The organism is Telmatobacter sp. DSM 110680 (genome assembly GCF_039994875.1).
Taxonomy (GTDB): domain Bacteria; phylum Acidobacteriota; class Terriglobia; order Terriglobales; family Acidobacteriaceae; genus Telmatobacter.
On the sequence record NZ_CP121196.1, the window covers coordinates 192,552 to 213,554 of the forward strand.

General features: G+C 58.6%; 15 protein-coding genes. 12 read left to right on the plus strand and 3 right to left on the minus strand.

The genetic code is table 11. The features are described from left to right. Nucleotides 1–352: 352 nt before the first annotated feature. Nucleotides 353–2,539, plus strand: a complete 2,187-nt coding sequence (locus P8935_RS00700; RefSeq protein ID WP_348263089.1) for an oligopeptide transporter, OPT family — start codon at nucleotides 353–355, stop codon at nucleotides 2,537–2,539. 696 nt (nucleotides 2,540–3,235) lie between these two features. Here P8935_RS00700 and P8935_RS00705 read toward each other — a convergent pair. Both P8935_RS00705 and P8935_RS00710 read right to left on the minus strand, forming a co-directional pair. Beyond that, the gene (locus tag P8935_RS00705; RefSeq protein ID WP_348263090.1) at nucleotides 3,236–4,834 is read right to left on the minus strand and encodes a hypothetical protein; all 1,599 of its coding nucleotides are present in this window, start codon (nucleotides 4,832–4,834) and stop codon (nucleotides 3,236–3,238) included. Nucleotides 4,835–4,841: 7 nt separating this feature from the next. Continuing rightward, nucleotides 4,842–5,372, minus strand: a complete 531-nt coding sequence (locus tag P8935_RS00710) for a YfiT family bacillithiol transferase (protein ID WP_348263091.1) — start codon at nucleotides 5,370–5,372, stop codon at nucleotides 4,842–4,844. A gap of 695 nt (nucleotides 5,373–6,067) precedes the next feature. Between P8935_RS00710 and tldD the strand changes: the two genes are divergently transcribed. Next, nucleotides 6,068–7,522, plus strand: coding sequence for a metalloprotease TldD (gene tldD / locus P8935_RS00715; RefSeq protein ID WP_348263092.1), 1,455 nt, complete (start codon nucleotides 6,068–6,070; stop codon nucleotides 7,520–7,522). A 115-nt stretch (nucleotides 7,523–7,637) separates the two neighbouring features. Here tldD and P8935_RS00720 read toward each other — a convergent pair whose 3' ends face one another. Beyond that, nucleotides 7,638–8,525, minus strand: a complete 888-nt coding sequence (locus P8935_RS00720; RefSeq protein WP_348263093.1) for a tetratricopeptide repeat protein — start codon at nucleotides 8,523–8,525, stop codon at nucleotides 7,638–7,640. Nucleotides 8,526–8,659: 134 nt separating this feature from the next. Here P8935_RS00720 and P8935_RS00725 point away from each other — a divergent pair, with 134 nt between their 5' ends. The 10 genes from P8935_RS00725 (at nucleotide 8,660) to P8935_RS00770 (ending at nucleotide 20,998) form a co-directional block, all read left to right on the plus strand. Beyond that, nucleotides 8,660–10,057, plus strand: a complete 1,398-nt coding sequence (locus tag P8935_RS00725; protein ID WP_348263094.1) for a TldD/PmbA family protein — start codon at nucleotides 8,660–8,662, stop codon at nucleotides 10,055–10,057. 11 nt (nucleotides 10,058–10,068) lie between these two features. Next, a complete protein-coding gene (locus tag P8935_RS00730) occupies nucleotides 10,069–11,355 on the plus strand; it encodes an excinuclease ABC subunit C (RefSeq protein WP_348263095.1) in 1,287 nt (428 codons plus the stop codon). An 18-nt stretch (nucleotides 11,356–11,373) separates the two neighbouring features. After that, on the plus strand, nucleotides 11,374–11,943 hold the full coding sequence (locus P8935_RS00735) for a hypothetical protein (RefSeq protein WP_348263096.1): 570 nt from the start codon (nucleotides 11,374–11,376) through the stop codon (nucleotides 11,941–11,943). Between the two features lie 63 nt (nucleotides 11,944–12,006). Beyond that, nucleotides 12,007–12,684: a ribulose-phosphate 3-epimerase gene (rpe, locus tag P8935_RS00740; protein ID WP_348263097.1), complete on the plus strand. Its 678-nt coding sequence runs from the start codon at nucleotides 12,007–12,009 to the stop codon at nucleotides 12,682–12,684. A gap of 47 nt (nucleotides 12,685–12,731) precedes the next feature. Then, entirely contained in the window at nucleotides 12,732–14,258 is a 1,527-nt protein-coding gene (bamD, locus tag P8935_RS00745; RefSeq protein ID WP_348263098.1) for an outer membrane protein assembly factor BamD, read from the plus strand. A gap of 186 nt (nucleotides 14,259–14,444) precedes the next feature. Then, a complete protein-coding gene (locus P8935_RS00750) occupies nucleotides 14,445–15,596 on the plus strand; it encodes a membrane dipeptidase (protein ID WP_348263099.1) in 1,152 nt (383 codons plus the stop codon). A gap of 81 nt (nucleotides 15,597–15,677) precedes the next feature. After that, nucleotides 15,678–18,452, plus strand: coding sequence for a valine--tRNA ligase (locus P8935_RS00755; RefSeq protein WP_348263100.1), 2,775 nt, complete (start codon nucleotides 15,678–15,680; stop codon nucleotides 18,450–18,452). A 12-nt stretch (nucleotides 18,453–18,464) separates the two neighbouring features. Further along, complete coding sequence (locus P8935_RS00760) at nucleotides 18,465–19,184, plus strand: J domain-containing protein (protein ID WP_348263101.1); 720 nt, start codon at nucleotides 18,465–18,467, stop codon at nucleotides 19,182–19,184. Nucleotides 19,185–19,319: 135 nt separating this feature from the next. After that, nucleotides 19,320–20,210 (plus strand): carboxylating nicotinate-nucleotide diphosphorylase, encoded by an 891-nt coding sequence (gene nadC, locus P8935_RS00765; protein ID WP_348263102.1) that lies wholly within the window; start codon nucleotides 19,320–19,322, stop codon nucleotides 20,208–20,210. Between the two features lie 2 nt (nucleotides 20,211–20,212). Next, nucleotides 20,213–20,998 (plus strand): biotin--[acetyl-CoA-carboxylase] ligase, encoded by a 786-nt coding sequence (locus tag P8935_RS00770; protein ID WP_348263103.1) that lies wholly within the window; start codon nucleotides 20,213–20,215, stop codon nucleotides 20,996–20,998. The last annotated feature ends 5 nt before the right edge of the window (nucleotides 20,999–21,003 follow it).

Consider the following 21,003-nt stretch of genomic DNA (forward strand, 5'->3'; position numbering starts at 1 on the left):
GGGTTCTCCTTGGATGGGGGTTGGAGGAACCGACGGGGCTTGCGGTGGATTCCCGGCGTTGATGCATTCTCCAGCAGGCGTCGATCTGGTGTCTACAGAATTACAGGTAGCGATGCAATGAAGGTGGTTACATCGGCTACTGCCGAAGTGACCTTCGGTACCCGGACCAAATGACTATCGAAATTCGTTCGACTTCCTAAGGAAGATTCTTCGAAGCTCACAACCAGACGAGTCACCCTGCAGCATGGCTACGGTAGGATTACGTGCAAAGCGAACAAGCTGGTTGAGATGACGTAAACTCTACGCTTCAAGGAAATTCCAGTTTTTTGTCCGCAATTGTTTGGAGGAAGCCGTGGCCGAGTTTCAACCTTTTATTTCTCCGGATCAGCGACCGCCGGAATTTACGGTGCGCGCGCTGGTGCTGGGTTCCATCTTCGGCATCATTTTCGGCGCGGTCACGGTGTATGTAGGATTGCGCGCCGGACTGACGGTGGCTGCCTCGATTCCGATCTCGGTGCTTTCCATCAGCATTCTGCGGGCATTCGGGCGTGCGTCGATTCTGGAGAACAACATTGTTCAGACGACGGGCAATGCGGGGCAGTCGATTGCTTCGGGAGTGATCTTCACGCTGCCGGCTCTGGTGTTCCTGGGATTTGATCTTGAGTACTCGCGGATCTTCATGCTGGCTCTCATTGGCGGGTGGCTGGGCGTTTTGTTCATGATTCCGCTGCGACGCCAGTTGATCGTGAAAGAGCATGGGGTGCTTCCCTACCCTGAAGGCACGGCCTGCGCGGATGTGCTGATTGCGGGCGAAAAGGGCGGATCGTTGGCCAGCCGGGTTTTTCTGGGGCTGGGACTGGGCGGTCTCTACACGTTCTTCCAAAATGCGAACCTGTTTCGTGCGTGGCCAAGTTCGCCGGAGTTCCGGCCTGACTTTGGTCCTCAGCATGTACTGAAAGGATCTTCGGTCAATGCGGATGCGACGTCGGAGTATCTCGGCGTGGGCTACATCATTGGATCGAAGGTGGCGGGAGTGATCTTTGCGGGCGGTGTGTTTTCGTGGGTGGTGGTGATGCCGCTGATTTACTTCTTCGGGAAAGAATTGCCGCACCCGGTATATCCCGGACAGGTGCCGATTGCGCAGATGGGCCCGAGCGATCTGTGGGCAACTTACATCAAGCCAATGGGAGCGGGCGCGGTGGCAGCAGCGGGCGTGATCACATTGCTGAAGACGCTGCCGACGATCTGGAGCGCGCTTTCGGTGGGCATCAAAAATATGCGGCCGGGTGCCGATGCGGTGCAAGCGAAGCCGATCCGCACGGAGGATGATCTTTCGATGAGCGTAGTGCTGATTGGATCGCTGCTCATCGTGGCCTGCATGTTCCTCTTCCTCGAATTCAAGCCGGTACCGGGCGCGTTTGTGGGATGGGCGGCAAACCTGGCGGCATCACTACTGGTGGTTGTGTTTGGATTTCTCTTTGTCACGGTGAGTTCGCGCATTGTTGGATTGGTGGGATCTTCGGCCAGCCCGGTTTCGGGGATGACCATAGCGACGCTGATGGCGACAGCGGCGGTCTTCCTGGTGCAGGGATGGACGGCTCCGGCATTCGGAGCTTTGGCGATCACCATCGGCGGTGTCGTTTGCATTGCTGCTTCAAATTCGGGAGATACATCGCAGGATTTGAAAACCGGCTACATCATCGGAGCCACTCCTCGACTGCAGCAGATCGCATTGATGATTGGCGTGGTGATTTCCACGTTGATCATTGGATTGACCCTGAACCTGATGAATACCGGACTGCAGGAGTTTCATGCGGCTGCGCAGGTGTGGGATATCAACGCGGCTCATCCGGGCGTTTCGGTGCAGTCAGACATCAAGCATCTGCCGCCGCAGATTCGAGTAGTCGCGGATGACAAGACGACCACGTCGCACCAGTCGTCGGAGTACGTGGTGTTGAATGCGATCGGATCGACGGAGTTGCAGGACGGGAAATATCTTTACTCGCCCGCGACGAAACAGATTGAAGTGCATTGGATTCAGGGAATCGGGAGCGCTGCCGCGCCAGCTCCGCAGGCACGATTGATGGCGACGGTCATCAATGGAATTTTGAGTCGCAAACTGCCGTGGGGCCTGGTGCTGATCGGCGTGGCGCTGGTGATTGCGGTGGAGTTGCTGGGGATTCGCTCGCTGACGTTTGCAGTGGGCGCTTATCTGCCAATCGGCACGACACTGCCAATTTTTGTCGGCGGCGTGGTGCGCTGGATGGTCGACAAGGCGGCCGCGCGCGCAGGCGAAGGTGAGGCGGAGAGCGATATTTCATCGGGATCGCTGTTTGCATCTGGATTGATTGCGGCGGGCGGGATTGCGGGACTGATCGGGGTGGCGTTGAAGGCAGTTGAAGCTACCTACATGGATAATCGCGACATACTCAACTTCCCGCGCGGGACGTTCCTTGATCACACGTGGGTGTCGGTGCTGGGGTTTGCGATGCTAGCGTATTCGCTTTACTACTTCGCACGAAAGCCGCTGAAAAAGTAATCAGCGGCTCCGGTGAATCTATTTATGAATTGGACTTGCTGCCAGGCAGTCTGCGGCCTGCCTGGCTTTCCGGCCTAGTGCGCCAAGTGGCACAAGTGCCAGATTCCGTATCCCACCAGAAAGATGCAGCCCTGAAGAAGAACAGCCGAGCGAACACCTCGTGCCAATCCAAGGCCATCGGGGTTTGTATCAGTGCTTTCGACGTCGACTGCGCGGGACTTCTCTGCGCGACAGAGTTCGGAGGATTCGCCGATCGAGATGACGCTTGCCGGTAGAAAAAATGAGTTGGAAGGAGCGGCGATTCTGAATGCCGGGGCCCGAAATTCGCAGACGGTTTGAGATGGCACGATAACTCCCACCCTGAAGGTGCATGCAGGAGGAAGCACACACCCTTCAGGACTTGAGCAAATTCGCTCACTGATGAAGCGATTTTCCCGCTCTTTCTTCAGGAAATATGTGATTTATATCACTAGCGTTGATCGCTGAAACAGACCCATATTTGTGGATATTCGGTACCAAAGTTTGGCCCCGTGGGGTGGTCAAAAAACGAGGCCGCTGATAGGCCGCGCAGTTGGAAAAGTAGTTTGAGCAAATGAGAACTGTGGTGGGGCAGAAATTGTGCTTTCCCACCCAGACAGAGCTTGGATCGGGCACCCAGAGTGCGCTGATGGAATGCATGTTTGTTGTTGCGTGTGCTCAGCAGTTGGCGTCGGTGCTGCGTTTGCGAAAGACGATCTGCAATTGCTGACGCCAGTGTTCACTCAGAGCGATAAACTCCCAATCGACTTCGGGAGAGAAGTAACGCAGCACGGGCAGGTTGGCGGGATGTATGCGCAGCGCCGGTGCGGCGAGCAAGAGGCGTGGAGACAGAGGCGATATCTCGGTGTCGGGAAAATATGCTTCCCGTTCGAAGGCGGAGAGCGGACGATCGCTGACGGCGGTGCGCTGGCGATCGGCATTGAGAGCTCGAACCCGTATCCAGTAGTCGAGTGCCTGCAGAGGCAGATGTAGATCTTCATCTGCTTTGAGTTCGATGACGACCAGGCGACCATTGCGATCAAGAGTAAGAAGGTCGAGCATGCCGCGATCACCGGAAGAGAGCGCCGGGACCTGCGAGTAGAGTTGGTCGCCGCGAAGAGAAGGAAGAAGGTCGCTGAGTCCGGCGCGAAACTCCGATTCGAGCCAGCGTTCAGGCTGAATGCGGAAGAGCGGATCTTTGTGCACTCCGTCGCGATGACGACTCGCGAAAAGGCGAGCACAGAGTTCCCGGCAAAGGTCTTCGGTTTCTTCAGTGAGCGGAGTTTCGTTGGCGCCAGCGCCGAAGGTGATTTCGTTCTGCTGCGAGAACGACAGCGTATTCGCGCCGTGGCGGACGCGGGCAAACTCCAGACCGTGCAGGAGCAGTCCCACCTCGGTTGCAGAATGAGCGCGGAACTCTACGCGAGTCCTTGCATCCGGCGGGAGAAGCTGCATGACTCTGTCAATGCCAGGTTGGCAGCGATTAAGCGCGGCCTCTTGCGAAAACGCATGCATGAGGCGTGCGACCTGGTTGCCGCTGTCGCGAATGTCGACGGGCTCAAGCTCTTCGCTCCGTTCATCGAGCGTGAATAGCTGAAAATCGGCAGCGGCGTGGTTGAGCCATGCCATGCGCTCGGCGGTGGTGCGTGCAGAGCCTTTGGGCACAATCACCTTGAGTCCGCCAAAGTGACGCCGCGCATCGGCATGATTGCGGCAGTAATCGAGCCAAAGAATGCCGAGGGTGAGGATGTCGTCGATTGTCGAGGGGGATTCTGCTTCGCTCACGCCGATGATGGCTTCAGCAGCGGTGCCGCGCAGAAGGCGTCCGCGAATATAGGCGGGACCGAAGCTATGTTCAAGGTCCATAGCCGAACGCAGGCCGTCTACCTTGGCACCGAGGAAGGCGCGAGAGAGAACGCGCTCCACTAGCCGCTGATAATTACGGCGTGCGGAGTCGCGGGAAGTGGGTGTGCGGCGGTCGGTGTTAGGGACGAGTTCAAGGGCCTGCGGCTTGGGTGCGCCCATGCGGCGGGTGATGATGCGCAGACATTGTGCCCGGTGCTGGATCTCAATCACCGTACGCATGAGATTGCGTTCTTCGCTCCAGAGCTGAAAGAGGCAGCGGCCGTGCGACTGGGTTACGGAGTAATGGGCAAGGCGCATATCGAACAGAACGCGGCCGTCTTCAAGCAATGCCGCCGCCGGATGATTGGCAAGATACTCTTCTAGGATTTCAGCGAGTGCCCCGGCGGATGGGATGTCGACTGCTGTGGGCACGCGCCAACTACCAGTTCTGCCGCGAGCGCAGATTGGTAATGTGCGCGGTGTGATGGCGGGAGTGCCATGCGTAGAGGGCTAGAACTGTGGCAAGATTCTGGCGGCCGTTTTCAGGATGAACATAGCCGCGCAGGAAGTCGGCTTCAGAGAATGACTCGAGCAGCGCTACCCAGCGCTGGTGGAGGGCAGCAACCATTGCGAGCGAGCCATCGATCGGCAGGCGGTTGTCGGCAAGGCGGGCCCAGGCGGCTTCGTCATAAGGCTTGATGGTGGGCCAATCTTCGGTGAGGGCAAGTTTGTAACGGACGTATGCGTTGGCGTGACTGTCAGCAATGTGGTGCACGAGTTGACGCACAGTCCAGCCGCCTTCGCGATAGGGTGTGTCGAGCTGGGCATTGGTGAGACTGTGAACGGCAGTGTGCAACTGCTCAGGAAGCTTGCGGAGGATTTCGATCTGGCTAGAGCGTGTGCCGAGGTCAGACGAGGCGGGCGGGGAGAACCGGCCGATCGGGTAGCGAAGGTCTTCCAAGTCTGTCATTGCCCAAATGCCTGGAGGCTTGCGGCGCACCGGATTCTTCGGCGCCGGCGAGAGATTAACTACTGAGAGGGGTGATGCTTCGGCATCTTGTGTTTCGGTGCCTGCTTGTATTGGTTGTTCTTCACATGCAAGCCCTTGGGATGTTCTACAACCCGCGGATCCTTAGGCGGCTTTTTGTGAAAAGGCCATATAGCAAAGGCCGGAGCAGCACAGACGACCAGAAACAGCACCGCAACTGCAGATTTCCTCATGGCTGGAATGTAGCACGAGAACGAAGCCAGCGAAAGTACCGGAAGTCACCCGGCGCATAACGGTAATCAAACTGAACAGGAAGGACTTTAGCCCTTTAAAAAAGACGGGCGGCCGAATCGCGCATTTGCCGGGACTGGCCCACTTAAAATGAGCCAGCCATTCGGATTGATTCGTTTACGAAGCCTTAGTGCCCTGAGCGTGTCGAACCGGGACTAGGCCTTGTGGTGGTGATGGTGACGATGATGATGGTGATGCGTAGTCGCGGCAAACGCCGGAGCTGCGAACACGAGGACCAGGAGCATAGCAGCAAAGATCTTCTTCATGGGGTGAATCTAGCATGATGTCCTTTGTGGAAATACCAACACGGGGCATATGAATCAAGTGAGGAAACGGCCGATCCCAACATGCGGTGATTTGACCTGAGGCGTAAACTGAATTTAACGATGAGCCTACCTGTCACTTCCCCCCAGCCTAGTCACAGACGTTACTTTTTTGAAAAATTTGGAATCACCGAGCGACTGCTTGAGCGCTGCCTCGGCGAAGCCCTATCCGCCGGCGGCGACTATGCCGATCTCTACTTTGAGTCGGTGACTTCGACGTCGCTGGGCGTGGACGAGCAGATTGTGAAGTCCGCCAGCCAGGGGACGAGCGCAGGGTGCGGGATTCGCGTGCTTTCCGGCGAGCGGACCGGATACGCGTATACCGATAATTTGAGCCCGGAGCGGCTTCTTCATGCGGCACGGACTGCAGCGATGATTGCATCGGGGCCAGCCAAACAGCTGGTGCAGGGATTCACAGAAACAGAAGGCGCAGACCTCTATCCGGTTCCGTTGGGTGGGTTCGACCTGGACCTGGCAGCGCGGCTGGAGTTGATTCTGCGGGCTGATCGCGCGGCGCGGGCGTACGACTCGCGCATTGTGCAGGTGCGTTCGAGTTATAGCGAGGAGCTGCGGCGTATTTTGATCGCGGCTTCGGATGGAGCGTTTGCCAGTGATACGCAGCCTCTGTGCAGGCTGAACGTGTTTGTGATTGCCAAGGACGGCCCGACGACAACCAAAGGATCGAGTGGCGCAGGCGGACGAGCGGGGCTGGAGCAGTTTGTGGGATCGAAGAGCCCGGAGCACCTGGCACAAGAGGCGGCGCGCGGGGCAATTCTGCAGCTTGGGGCGGTTGCGGCTCCGGCGGGCGAGATGCAGGTGGTGCTGGGGCCGGGATGGCCGGGAGTTCTGCTGCACGAGGCCGTGGGTCATGGGCTTGAGGCGGACTTTAACCGTAAAGGGACATCGGCTTTTACCGGATTGATTGGGCGAACTGTAGCTAGCACCAAGGTGACCGTAGTGGATAACGGCACGATGGCCGGGCGGCGTGGATCGCTGAATGTGGACGACGAGGGTTCGCCTACACAGGAGACCGTGCTGATTGAGAATGGCATCCTGAAGGGCTATCTCACGGACAAGCTTTCGGCACGGCTGACGGGGACGGCCAATACTGGTTCGGGGCGGCGGGAAAGCTATCACTGCATTCCAATGCCACGCATGACCAATACCTATATGCTGGCTGGCGATGATGCGCCTGAAGATATCCTGCGCTCGGTGAAGCGGGGCCTCTATGCCGTGAACTTTGGCGGCGGACAGGTGGACATCACCAATGGAAAGTTTGTCTTCTCTGCATCCGAGGCTTACTTGATTGAAGACGGCAAGATTACAGCTCCGGTGAAGGATGCAACTCTGATCGGGAACGGGCCCGAAGCTCTGAAGTATGTGTCGATGGTGGGAAACGATCTGAAGCTCGATGAGGGCATCGGGACCTGCGGCAAGGATGGGCAGAGCGTGCCGGTAGGCGTCGGGATGCCGACGATCAAGCTGGATAAGATGACGGTGGGTGGGACGGGGCGGTAGGAACGTGCCTCCGGGGCCAACGCCCCGCAAGTTCTTGGACGGCCGTTTGCACGGCTGAAGCCGTCCCCCAAAGCCGCGAGCCTTCCGTAAACTGTGAATCGACGGCCGTGCGCAATTACTTCTGGTGGTCGGCTAGCCATTTTGCGGAACGGGCTTGTGCCGTGGCGAGGTCGGCGGGAGTGAGGTGCTGGCCAACCATATCGCGGGTTTTCTCTGCCTCTTGCTGATGTGATCCGGACCAGTTTTTGGCGGCTAGATCAAGCCAGACATAGGACTCCACAAGATTGACCGGGACTCCCTGGCCATTGGCGTACATGGAGCCGAGGTTGAACTGTGCACGAGGCAGTCCTTGCTCGGCTGCTTTGGCATACCAGGCAGCGGCCTGGGCGTAGTTCTTTTCGACTCCGGTGCCATTGTCGTAGAGCAGGCCGAGGTTGAACTGGGCTGAGGCGTTTCCCTGCTCAGCGGCGCGGCGGTAGAGGTCGGCGGCCTGGGAATAATCCTGCGGAACGGCGATACCGCGTTCATAGAAAGTGCCGAGGTTGTATTGGGCTTCGGGAACGTTCTGCAGGGCGGCTTTTCGATACCATCCCGCCGCCTGGGCGTAGTCCTGGGGAATGCCAGCGCCGCGATCGCAGAGCAAGCCAAGATGCAGTTGGGCGGGGGCATAGCCCTGTTCAGCAGCTTTTCGGTAGGCGGCAGCGGCCCGGGCATCATCCTGCGGAAGACCATTGCCCGCTTCGTAGAGCGTGCCGAGGTCGTACTGAGCATGTGCCAACCCTTGATCTGCGGCTTTTTGGAGCCAGGATGCGGCTGCGGTATAGTCCTGCGCGACAGATATCCCTGAGAGATAGGCTTCGCCTACGGCGAGTTGGGCTTGGGCATCGCCGGCATTGGCCTTATTCAGCAGCGCGGGATCGATGGTCTTCTTTTGGGCAATGAGCGGAAGGCACATGAACACAACAAGGTAGAGAAAAAATGGCGGTATATGGCGCGACGTCATAGGGCCTTTCGGTAGAACTCATCACGATAGCAAATTATGCGGGGGCTGGTTGTGATGGAGAGCCGCTGTCCGGATGCGCCATACAGGATGCGCCGGACCTGCACTATATTGCGTCGGTTTGTTAAGGTTGACCCATGCCGGAAGCTGTTCAAATCCCTGAAGTGTCCACCGTCGATCTTGAATCCCTTGCAACCGATGTCGTGAAGCAGGCCATGAAGGCGGGCGCCAGCGATGCCGAGGTTGTCGTCCGTGAAGGCGACGAGTTCAGCGTGAATGTGCGCATGGGGCAGGTTGAGACGCTGAAGGAGTCGGGCTCGCGGGCTCTGGGGCTGCGGGTGTTTCGCGGAACGCGTTCGGCATCGGCATCGACGAGCGATCTGACTGTGGATGGGATACGTCAACTGGTGGAGGGCGCGATGGCGCTGTCTTCAGTGACAGAGGAAGACCCGTTCGTCGGACTGCCCGAGACAGAGGAGTTTGGCTCGATCAAAGATGATCTGCATCTTTATTTCGAGGATGTGTATTCTCTTCCGGGGGCTGAGCGCATCGAGTGGGCTCGGCGGGCAGAGGCGGCGGCGATGGCTGCTGATCCGCGGATTACAAATTCGGATGGCGGAAGTTTTGACGCAGCAACAGGCAGTAAGGTTCTGGCCAATTCGCGCGGATTTGTGGGGAGCTATCGATCAAGCTATGCGGGAGTTTCCGCGGCTCCGCTGGCGCGGGATGAGAACGGGCAGATGCAGCGGGACGGATGGTGGTCGAGCGCGCGGTGCTTCGCGCACCTCGAATCCCCTGAAGCCGTGGGAGCCGAAGCGGCACGGCGGACGGTGCGGCGGCTGGGTGCACAGCGCGTGGCTACGCAGCAAGTGCCCATTGTGTTTGCACCAGAAGTGGCGCGGTCTCTGGTTGGATCAGTGTTCGAAGCGGCCTCTGGCGATGCGATCTGGCGGCACGCTTCGTACCTGGCGGGCAAGCTGGGCGAGCAGATCGGCGCGACGACGATCAACATCATCGACGACAACGTTATGCTGCTGCCAACTGGAGTGGGCGGTTTCGGTAGCTCACCGTTTGATGGCGAGGGGTTGCCGACGCGGCGCACGGTGGTGGTGGAGGGAGGGGTGTTCCGCAACTATATGCTGAATACCTACGCCGCGCGGAAGCTGGGAATGAAGTCCACGCACAACGCGTCGCGCGGACTTGCGGGTACGCCGGGGATCAGTTGCGGCAATCTGTATCTCGAACCGGGAACGCAGACGCCGGAGGAGATTATCGGTGGCATCAAGGCGGGCCTGTATGTCACGAGCCTGATGGGATTCGGAACGAACATCGTGACCGGCGACTATTCGCGGGGTGCGGCGGGTTTGTGGATTGAGAACGGACACCTGACGCATGCGGTAGAAGAAATCACGATTGCCGGACACTTGGGCGACATGCTGATGAATGTGACGGCGATCGGGAACGATCTGGTGTTTCGCGGATCGGTGGCGTCGCCAACTCTGCGGATTGACGGGATGACGATTGCGGGAGCGTAGGCGGAGCGCGAGTGAGCGTCGAATTGCAATCCGTTCCATTCGATCCGGCTGAAGCCAAGGCAGCGCTCACTCAGCTACCTACCGCTCCAGCGGTGTTTGCGCTCTACGGTGCGGAAGCCAAAGACGAGCCCTATATCGGGCGCACACCGAATCTTCGCGGACGGCTGGAGCGGCTGCTGCAGCCTTCCGCGAAGCATCCACGACGTCTGCAACTGGCCGGGCGGGTGCGGCGGATTGCCTGGCACCTTACCGGTTCGGAATTTGAATCGCTGCTCACACAATTTTCTTTGCTTGAGGATGTGTACGGGGCGAAGGCGTTGGAGCGCATGCATCTGCGCGCGCCGGCATTTGTGCGGTATCTTGGCGGCAATCCTTATCCGCGAATCGTGGTGACGAACAAGCCAAGCCAGCGGGAGGCCGACTGGGCTTACGGTCCATTTGCTTCGCGCGCAGCGGCGGAGCGGTTTGCCGATGAGGCGCTGAAGCTGTTTCTGCTGCGGCGGTGCACCGATGATTTAAATCCTGACCCAAGCCATCCGGGGTGCGTGTACTCGGAGATGAAGATGTGCCTGGCTCCCTGCTACAAAGGCTGCACGGATGAGCGCTACGCCGAAGAGTCGGCTGCGGTGCAGGATTTTCTGGCTACGCGTGGCGAGAGCAAGCTCGTGGTCCTGCGCGGCGAGCGGGATGCCGCCTCTGCCAATCTTGCGTTTGAAGATGCTGCCGCGCTGCATGCACAGGTGCAGAAGGTAGAAGCGGTGCGGGCGTTGGCTCCGGAACTTGTGCAGCCAATGAACAGACTGCGGGCTGTGGTCCTCCAAGCATCGGCAAATCTTGATGAGGTCGCAGTGTTTCTATTCGAGCGCGGTTCACTGCGCGGACCCGCCCTCTTCTCGACGATCGGGATGCGGATACAGAATGAGCAGTCGGGGTCGAGTTCGCTGTTTGCGCAGCCTATGGCTCTGGAACCCGTGCCGGATGAGACAGGGATCAGGGAACAAGGAACAGGGAGTAACGAACAAGAACCGGCAACGCACGGGAGGATTCCGCGGACGATGCTGGAGGCGCGGATGGAAGCGGTGCTGGCCAAGTTGGAAGAAGACGACGGATCTACGCCTTCAGCAACCGTGCGGCAGGCTCATCTTGCGTTATTGAAGCGCTGGTATTACCGGCCCGAGGTGAAACGCGAGGGCGAAATATGCTTCCCGGAGGGCGATGGCCACTGGCCGATCAAGTCGCTGCTGCGCGGCGTGGGTCGCGTCGCTGCGAAGAGACTGGCGACGGCAAAGCCACAGTGAGAGAATGGCGGCGACCCTATGCACACAGTCGAAAACATCCGGCAAATGCTTGCGCGTGGCCGGCGTCTAGACACTGGGCGTGCATGGGAGGTCGTGGAACTGGTGGAGGGGCGCCCGATGATGCTTGCCCGGCTGGTGGAGTGCCTCTGGGACGATGACGTAGCGATTTCGAATCGTGCTGCCGATGCGCTGGAGCGTGTGACCCGACAGCGACCTGCACTGGCGCAACAATGGAAGGAACCCTTGCTCGGATTAATGGCGGAGGCCGCGGAAAAGAAACTGCGCTGGAACCTCGCCTTGGTGATTCCGCGACTGAAACTCTCCGCGATCGACTGCCGCAGGGTGGCCGCCGCACTCAACTCCTATCTGGCTGATCCTAGTTCCATTGTTAAAACCTCTGCGCTGCATGGGCTTGCCGACTTGACGCGGCAGGATCCGGAACTGTTGCCGGATGTTCTTGACCTCCTGCGCGTGACGGGTCGCTCGGGAACACCGGCCATGCGCGCGCGGAGCCGGATTCTGCTGAAAGCCTTTGAACGCAGCCAGCAGAAGATCGTAAACCGAAGCTCTATCCATATGTTCGACTGATACACTGAGAACCCGAAGAGAACGCGCCAACAAGCTTATGGCTCAACTGCTTCCGGCATCACGATGATTCAACTTCTGCCTTCGATATTGTCTGCTGATTTCGCGCACCTCGCGGACGAGGTTGCCGCGGCTGAACGAGGCGGCGGCACGGTGATCCATGTGGACATTATGGACGGGCATTTCGTGCCCAACATCACCATAGGCCCGCCCGTAGTGAAGAGCCTGCGCAAAGCCACCAAGCTACCGCTGGACTGCCACCTGATGATCGAGAACCCGGATGAGTTCATTCCGGCTTTTGCCGATGCGGGGGCCAACTGGGTGAGCGTGCACTACGAAGCTTGCCGGCACCTGCACCGGTCGCTCGAACTCATTAGGCACCACGGGATGGAGCCTGCAGTTGTTCTGAACCCCGCCACGCGGGTTGAGCTGATTCGCGACATCCTGCCCATGGTCCACCATGTGCTGATCATGAGTGTGAACCCGGGGTTTGGAGGGCAGAGCTTCATTCCCTTCTCTCTGGACAAGATCCGGCGGCTGGCCCAGTTGCGCACGGAACTGGGGCTGGCATTTAAAATCGAAGTTGATGGCGGGGTGGCTCACGACACGGTTGCCCAGGTCGTCCAAGCAGGAGCGGAGCTATTGGTGGCCGGGAACGCCGTGTTTGGCGCCGGTCAAGCCGAACGGGATGCACGCGAACTGCTGGCAGCGGCACGCAAAGCCGCTGGAGAATGGTTCAAGTAAAACGCAAAGCTCGCGGCAGCTTTCCCCCTGCCGCACATTGAGGTGGTATGAAGCGGTTGTCGAGAAGTTTTGCTGCGTTGGCGCTGGCATCGCTGGTGCTGTGCGGGGTTGCGGCCCAGGCCAAAGAGAAGAAGCCCAAGCACAAGAAGAATCAGGATTTGAGCGCGAATCCTCTGGCGAACGTGAACTCGAAGCAGCCTGACAAGGAGCTGTTTGATAAGGCAATGATCGCGCTGAAGAAGGGCCGGTACGACGTGGCCCGGCTCGATCTGCAGACCATGCTCAATACGTATCCGGATTCGGAATATCGGATGCGCGCCAAGCTTGCGGTTGGCGACAGCTGGTTCAAAGAGGGCGGCACAGCGGCGCTGACCCAGGCCGAGAGCGAGTACAAGGACTTCATCACCTTCTTCCCCAATGCGCCTGAAGCGGCTGAAGCACAGATGAAGGTAGGCGACATCTATTACCAGCAGATGGAGAAGCCGGACCGCGACTGGAACAATGCGCAGGATGCGGAGAAAGAGTACCGGAACATGATCAACATGTTCCCGGATTCGCCGCTGGTTCCGCGCGCCAAGCAGAAGCTGCGCGACGTTCAGGAAGTGCTGGCGGAGCGGGAAACGCAGATCGGGCTCTACTACGAGACTCGCGACAACTATTCGGCGGCAATTGCCCGCCTGAAGACGGTGGTCGACACGTACCCGCTCTATTCCAAGAGTGACCAGGCACTGCTGGCAATCGGCGACGCCTATGAGGGCGAGGCACATACCATCCAAATGGCGACTGGCCTGAATGGCGCGGTGAAGGAGCGGCTCCACACGATGTATGAAGACAAGGCGGCCGCAGCCTACGCCAGGGTAATTACCCGTTATCCGATGGCACCCCGCGTGGAAGATGCGCGCGACCGGCTGGTGGCGATGAATCGGCCAGTTCCGGAGCCGACCGATGCCGCGATCGCTGAGAACGACGCGGAACAAAAGAGTATGCAGCCGATCCGCTTCACCAATCGCGCGCTCGATATCATCAAGCGTGGTCCAACGGTGGTTGAGGCTGCTCACGTAGGTGAGCCCACGGTGGAGGATCCAAAGCGGACGCTTGCTCCTGACGTGAGGAAAGAAGACAATGCGCTGTTTCAGCAGGCCCTCAATGAGGGGAAGGCAGCCGAGCCAGCCGCAGTGAAACCAACTGGCCCGAACGAACCGCCGCGCAGCGATCAGCCTTCTACGGTGGATCTTGCTCCTCCGTCTGGTGGTGGAACCGGCGTTGGCGTATCGATTGTGAACGCTCCCAGCGGCGACGCTGCAGGCACACCGAGCGGTACGGCTGTTCCGGCAGGAACGCCCGGCGATCCTAACAACACGCTGGTAAAGCCCGTTGGACCGACCGATACAACCTTGCCCCCAGTGGACAAGCCGGCTGAGGCGCCAGATCAGGTGAACGACATCAAGCCGGGCACGGCACAGCAGCAGACCGCTGCCGACGCCAAGAAGAAAAAGACGAAGGCCGATCTGGACGAGGAATCTTCAAGCAAGAAGAAAAAGAAGAAGGGGTTGGGCAAGCTCAATCCGTTCTAGTCAACTTCGGTTTGGGTAAGTCAGAGGCCGCATCCCTCCGGATGCGGCCTTTCTGTTTTCGGCGATCGCCGATATCAGCATGCTATGTTCAGCCCGAATTCTGAAAGTTGTTCGCCTGCGATGTATTACGCTGGCAGCGTACACCAGCACTGAAGTTTGTTTATTGATTCCGGAATCGGAGCCGCCATGACCCTTATTTCACGACGTACCTTTGTGTGCTCCGCCTTGGCTGCGGGAACCGGGCCGTTTGTTTTGCGTGGTCGCTATCGGGTTTTCGCCTCGTCCACTCAGGAGTATCCGGAACGGGTTGTGCGGCTCATGAAGGAGTCGCTGGTCGTGGATATGCTGAACCAGTTTCTCTACCGGTTTGACCAGAAAGAGTTAAAGGAAAAGTGGCTCATGGAGCCGGGAGCCTTCACGCAGGCGGACTTCGACCGGTTCAAGAGCTCTGGTGTGCATGTCATCAACTTCGGGGACGGTGTCGGCAGTTTTATCGAGGCACAAGAATTATTCGGCAAATGGAACAGTTTTATTGCTCTCTATCCGCAATGGCTGATGCGCATCAACGACGCCGCAGACATGGCGCGGGCCCGTGAACAGGGTAAGCTGGGCATCCTGTATGGACTGCAGACCAGCGCGCAGTTTCAAGGTGTGGACGATGTAAATCGCTGCTTTGGCTTGGGTCAGCGCGTCTCGCAGTTGAGCTACAACTTCCGAAGTCTCGTCGCCGATGGAGCATTCGAGCCCAACGATGGCGGCATAAGCGAATACGGCGGCAAGGTGATCGAGCGCATGAATACAGTTCGGATGGCGGTGGATGTCGGCCATGCGAGCGATAAGACAAAGCTGGAGGCACTGGATATTTCGAAGGCGCCGGTGATTCTGTCGCACGGTAACTGCCGCTCCCTCATACCCGGCGGTCTTCGTGCGTCGACGGACGAGGCAATCCGCAAACTCGCCGCGAAGGGCGGAGTGATGGGCATCAGCGACATTGCCTTCATGGTGAAGGGGACGGAGCCGGTGACCATCGACGATGTTGTGGACCACTACGACCATGTGCGCGACCTGGCGGGGATTGAGCACGTTGGAGTGGGATCGGACGCGGGAATTGAGAGCAACGACCTTGCCCCGCCCGAAAAGCTGAAGACGATCCTGGACGGAGCCGACAAGCGGTACCGGGTTCATGGGACCCACGAGGTGGTGGCGGGGATGGAAGGGCCGAATCGCATGTGGGAGTTGTGCGCAGCTCTGGTCAGGCGTGGGTACACCGACGAACACATCCAGCTGGTGCTGGGCGGGAATTGGGTCCGCGTTCTGAAAGAGATATGGGGAAGCTGATAAAGTTGAGGTTGGTCCTCTCGCTCGCAACTCTTACATTGAGACGCCGGCGCAATTCCGGGGGATCCGCCATCTACCTACATGCCCCACGACCTGCCTAAAGCGTACGACCCGACTGCCATCGAAGATCACTGGGCCGAATACTGGGTTCGCGAGAAGTTGTTCGCCCAGCCGACTCCGAGCGAACAGGAAAGCAACGACGGCCAGTCCTCCTTTACGATCCTGCTGCCTCCGCCCAACGTGACCGGCAACCTGCACATGGGCCACATGTTCGAGCACACCGAGAGCGACATTCTCATCCGGTGGCATCGCATGCGCGGCGATCGCGTGCTTTGGATTCCAGGCACGGATCATGCCGGAATCGCGACACAGATGCTGGTGGAGCGCCAGATTACGGCCGAGGGCACGACGCGACAGCAGATGGGCCGTGAGAAATTCATTGAGCGAGTGTGGGAATGGCGCCGGCATTATGGCGGGGCGATTCTAGGACAGATGAAGCGGCTGGGCGCCTCGGTTGATTGGAACCGCGAATATTTCACCATGGACGAACGGCTTTCTGTGGCCGTGCGCGAAGCGTTTGTCCGGCTTCACGAGCAGGGACTGATCTATCGCGGCGCCTACATTGTGAACTGGTGTCCACGCTGCCAGACGGCGATCAGCGATCTGGAAGTGGTGTACGACGAGCACAAGGGGCATCTGTGGGAGATTCGGTACCCGGTCATCGGTGATGACGGCAAAGATACTGGCGAATTTCTGACGGTTGCGACTACGCGGCCGGAGACGATGCTGGGAGACGTAGCTGTGGCTGTGCATCCCGCGGACGAGCGCTACAAGCATCTGCATGGGAAAAAGCTTCGGCTGCCGCTGGTAGGGCGCGAGATTCCGGTGATCACGGATGAATGGGTAAGCCCGGAGTTTGGTACCGGTGCGGTTAAGGTGACGCCGGCGCATGACCCCAACGATTTTGCGCTGGGTCAGCGGCATGATCTGCCGTCAATCAACGTGATGGACGATACGGCGCACATCAACGCCGAGGGCGGAGTGTACGCGGGGCTAGACCGGTTTGTCGCGCGGAAGAAGATTGTTGCTGATCTCGAAGAGATGAGCCTGCTGGCCGGGATCAAGGATCACGTGAACAACGTGGGCCACTGCGACCGCTGCAAGACGGTGGTTGAGCCGCGTTTGTCGCTGCAGTGGTTCGTGAAGATTCAGCCGCTGGCGGATAAGGCTATCGCGGCAGTCAAAGAAGGACACATCAAGTTCACGCCGGAGATGTATGCGAAGACCTACCTGAACTGGATGGAGAACATCCACGACTGGTGCATCTCGCGGCAGCTCTGGTGGGGACATCGCATTCCTGCTTGGCATTGTGCTGCTTGCCACAAGACCACGGTGGCGCGCGAGGATCCGACGAAGTGTGCGCACTGCGGAGCGGACAAGCTGACGCAATCGACGGACGTGCTGGATACATGGTTTTCGTCGGGGTTGTTGCCGGTGTCGGTGTTTGGATGGCCGAATATCACGGCGGAGAATCGCGCCGATTTTGACGCGTTCTATCCGACGAGCCTTCTCGTTACGGGTTTCGACATTCTGTTTTTCTGGGTGGCCCGCATGATTATGCTGGGCTGCTGGTTCTCAACGGATGTCCCGATGAAAGATGGAAGTGAGCGTCCGCTGTCGGAATCTGTTCCTTATCGCGAGGTTTATATTCACGCGCTGGTGCGTGACGCAAATCGCGAAAAGATGTCGAAGACTAAAGGGAACGTTGTCGATCCGATCGAGATTGTGAAGCAGTACGGGACCGACGCGGTGCGGTTCACGCTGGCCTCGATGGCTTCGCCGGGGACCGATATCGCATTCAATATCGCGCGCACCGAAGGCTATCGCGCTTTCGCGAACAAGATATGGAATGCGGCGCGGTTCCTGTTCATGAACGTGGATCGTGCCGCTGAGATCGGGATCAGCGTTGATATGGCTGCGTTGAGCGGGATGCCGGCTGCAGGATCGGACGCTCCTCTCGAATCGCGGTGGATTGTCGCCGAATTGACTGCGACGGCGACCACAGTGAACCAGGCGCTTGAGAATTACAGGTTCGATGATGCAGCAAATGCGATTTACCAGTTTTTCTGGGGAAGCTTCTGTGACTGGTATCTGGAGATCGTTAAGCTGAGCTTGGACTTTAGCGAGAACGCGGACAAAGCCAGGACCAAAGCATCGCTCACAACGCTCGTGAGCGTCTTCGAGGCATCGCTACGGCTGTTATCTCCGTTTATGCCTTTTCTCACCGAGGAAATCTGGCATGCGCTGTACGATGGCAATCCGCCGTCGAAGTCGATTGCGCTGACGAGATTTCCGCACGCCTACAATGAGCCGGTTGACGCCAAGGCGCTACGTGAGATGAGCCTGCTGCAGGAGTTGATCGTCGAAGTCCGGGGCCTTCGCAAGGAAATCGGCGTCGAGGAGAAAGCAGTCGTTCCCGTCGAGGTCCGGATAGATGCCGACCTGAAACAGGTCATTAGCGAAAATCTCGCGATCGTCGAGCGCATGGCCCGGGTGAGCGAGGTGCGATTTGTCGATCAGATCTCGGCGGGGCTCGCTAAGCATTCGACCTCCCAGTTTGATGTGGCGGTGATCTACGAGCGCAAGATCGACGTGGCAGCTGAGCGCGACAAGCTGGACAAGGAAATTGCGAAGCTGGAGAAGATCATCGCAAATTCCGAACGCCAGTTAAATAACCCCGGCTTTACGGCGAAGGCGCCCGCGCATATAGTCGAAGGCTTGAAGAAGCAGCGCGACGATGCGCAACAACTGCTCGACAAACTGCGCAGGGATCTCGATTCCCTGCCGCCGGAGTGAGCGGCTTAGCGAATGGCGTGCGCATGCAGAGTTTGCCTTGAGCACTTCAGAATCCTTGGTGTCGCGGCTCCGCCAACCTCGAAGTCCGCGCTGCACAAGGCGTATCGTGCAGCTGCGAAGCGCTGGCATCCTGATCGCTTCGAGAACAACCAACGCGAGCGTCACGACGCCGAAGAGCGATTCAAGCGTATCAACGCTGCCTATGTCGCGCTCTGCGCACATTTCGAGAATCCGGCCGCAACACCTCGCGAGCCAGAATTCGTTACTAACTTCCGGCGGCCCCCGGCGCCAGTCATATCTTTCGGGGATGCGCCGGACTGCTTCGTGGCACCGCACTTCCCTGCCCGCGTTCTCGAAGCTATCAAACTGGCCCGGCTTGAAAATTCGGATCCCGTGGTGGCATTCATCGACTTGTCGGCGGGATCGGCGCTGATTTCTGAGTTCATTCTTCTCACGAAGCACCGCATGTTGGTTCGGGATGATGCGGGGATTCTTTCGGTGATCTGGTATGCGGACCTGGGAAGCATCAGGCTGGTCGATCGCAACGGTCAGAAGCAGGGCGCGTGGCAAAGAATTGCAGAAAAAATCGCCGGGAATACGCAGAGATATTCGCTCCAGATCGATCGATTGAACCTGAGCCGGTTTCGCACTCTTACGGACCGTCCTGATGACAGGGTCAAGAAAGTTATTTATAACTTTTTACGGCAAATGAAATCGAATTGGCAGTCTTAGAGTAAAACCAGAGTTGGTGTATCTCTAAAGGTATTCTGGTAACAGTTGCCGCTCCCTGATGGTCGCGTCAACTTGAATGTCGCGGCCCACGATACAGGAACTCTGGTTTTACTGGCGCCATCGAAAGAAGAACGCATGGATTGGAAGAGCCACCGCATTGACGCGTTGCTGGAGCAGGCCCTGATCGAGGACCAGGCGGTCAGCGACGCCACGACCAACGTCACCATCGATGCCAACCTGCGCGCCACTGCATCGATTATTGCCCGGCAGGAGATGGTGGTGGCGGGGCTGGGAGCGGTGCCCCGGTTCCTGGAAATCTTTGCACGGCTGGACTCACGACCGGCGGCACATACGAGATTCGACATTGTCAGCCACCCGGAGATATTCGACGGGGTCCGCGCGCACAAGGGGCAGGTTCTGGCCGTGATTCGCCACAACGCGCGGGTGTTGCTGAGTTGCGAGAGGGTAATCCTGAACCTGATGCAACATCTCAGCGGCATTGCAACGCTGACGCGGCAGTACGTCGATGCTATCCAGGGAACCAAGGCCCACGTGCTGGACACGCGCAAGACTGTTCCGGGCCTGCGCGCGCTGGAGAAATATGCTGTGCTTTGCGGGGGAGGCACGAATCATCGGCTGGATCTTTCTTCCGGCATCCTGATCAAGAACAACCACATTTCGCTGGGCGGCGGATTGCGTGCTGCTGTGACCAATGCGCTGGAAAAGCGCAAGCCTGGAAATCGCGTGCAGGTGGAAGTGCGCACGGAGAAGGATTTAGAAGACGCGCTTGAATGCGGCGCCGAAGCGATCCTGCTGGACAATATGACACCGGCAATGGTGAAGACGTCGGTGGAGCGCATTCGCAAGGAAGAACGCTGGATTCCGATTGAGGCTTCAGGCGGAATTGTGCTCGATAACATTCGCGCCTACGCCGAAGCGGGGCCGGACTTCATCAGCGTGGGCGCGTTGACGCACTCCGCGAAGGCTGCAGACATCTCGATGAGCATCGTTGCGGAGCACGCGTAGGCGTGTACGATCTTGACGCCCTGGAAGCGGAACTCGCCGGCACTACCTTCGCAGGCAAGTTGCATTTCAATCCCGTTACAGGATCGACGAATACCGATGCACTAACTGCTGCACGCGATGGAGCACCAGACGGGTCTGTCTTTTTTGCAGATGAGCAGACTGCTGGGCGCGGGCGCGGCGATCACCGCTGGCAATCGAACGCGGGCGACGGGCTCTATGTAAGCGTCTTAATGCGGCCAAAATTATCTCCGGCACAACTTCCGCGGATTCCACTGGTGGCGGGACTGGCGGCCGCGCAAGCGATCAAGGCGGCTGCGGGGCTTGTGATCGACCTCCGCTGGCCCAACGATCTGCTGATTGCAGCCGACAAAGTGGGCGGCATCCTGGTGGAGTCGAAAACCGACGCCTCGGGACTTGCATTTGCCGTTATCGGGATCGGAATCAACGTGCACCAGCGCTCATTTGATCCGGCACACTCGACACCCGCTACTTCGCTCGACATTGCATCGGGACAGCGCGTGAGCAGGCAGTCGTTGTTGATTGCCCTGCTAAAATCGCTGGAGCACGAGATGCTTTTGCTATCCGACGCGATGACCGTAGATACGACGTTGCGGCGAGTCGAGCAGGCATCCACATGGCTCAAGGGCCGGCGGGTTGAAGTTCATGGTCCGCAGGAATGCGTGGGGATAACGGCCGGGCTGGATGCGCATGGATTTTTGCTTGTTCAGACCGCTGAGGGCCTGGTGACGGTGCAGACTGGCGGCATTCGCGCCGCGGAGACGGAATAAGAACT

Coding starts and splice junctions, on each gene's coding strand:
- P8935_RS00725 (WP_348263094.1), top strand. CDS start 8,660: ATGCCGGAAGCTGTTCAAATCCCTGAAGTGTCCACCGTCGATCTTGAA.
- P8935_RS00755 (WP_348263100.1), top strand. CDS start 15,678: ATGCCCCACGACCTGCCTAAAGCGTACGACCCGACTGCCATCGAAGAT.
- bamD (WP_348263098.1), top strand. CDS start 12,732: ATGAAGCGGTTGTCGAGAAGTTTTGCTGCGTTGGCGCTGGCATCGCTG.
- P8935_RS00760 (WP_348263101.1), top strand. CDS start 18,465: ATGGCGTGCGCATGCAGAGTTTGCCTTGAGCACTTCAGAATCCTTGGT.
- P8935_RS00710 (WP_348263091.1), bottom strand. CDS start 5,372: ATGACAGACTTGGAAGACCTTCGCTACCCGATCGGCCGGTTCTCCCCG.
- nadC (WP_348263102.1), top strand. CDS start 19,320: ATGGATTGGAAGAGCCACCGCATTGACGCGTTGCTGGAGCAGGCCCTG.
- rpe (WP_348263097.1), top strand. CDS start 12,007: ATGATTCAACTTCTGCCTTCGATATTGTCTGCTGATTTCGCGCACCTC.
- tldD (WP_348263092.1), top strand. CDS start 6,068: ATGAGCCTACCTGTCACTTCCCCCCAGCCTAGTCACAGACGTTACTTT.
- P8935_RS00750 (WP_348263099.1), top strand. CDS start 14,445: ATGACCCTTATTTCACGACGTACCTTTGTGTGCTCCGCCTTGGCTGCG.
- P8935_RS00735 (WP_348263096.1), top strand. CDS start 11,374: ATGCACACAGTCGAAAACATCCGGCAAATGCTTGCGCGTGGCCGGCGT.
- P8935_RS00720 (WP_348263093.1), bottom strand. CDS start 8,525: ATGACGTCGCGCCATATACCGCCATTTTTTCTCTACCTTGTTGTGTTC.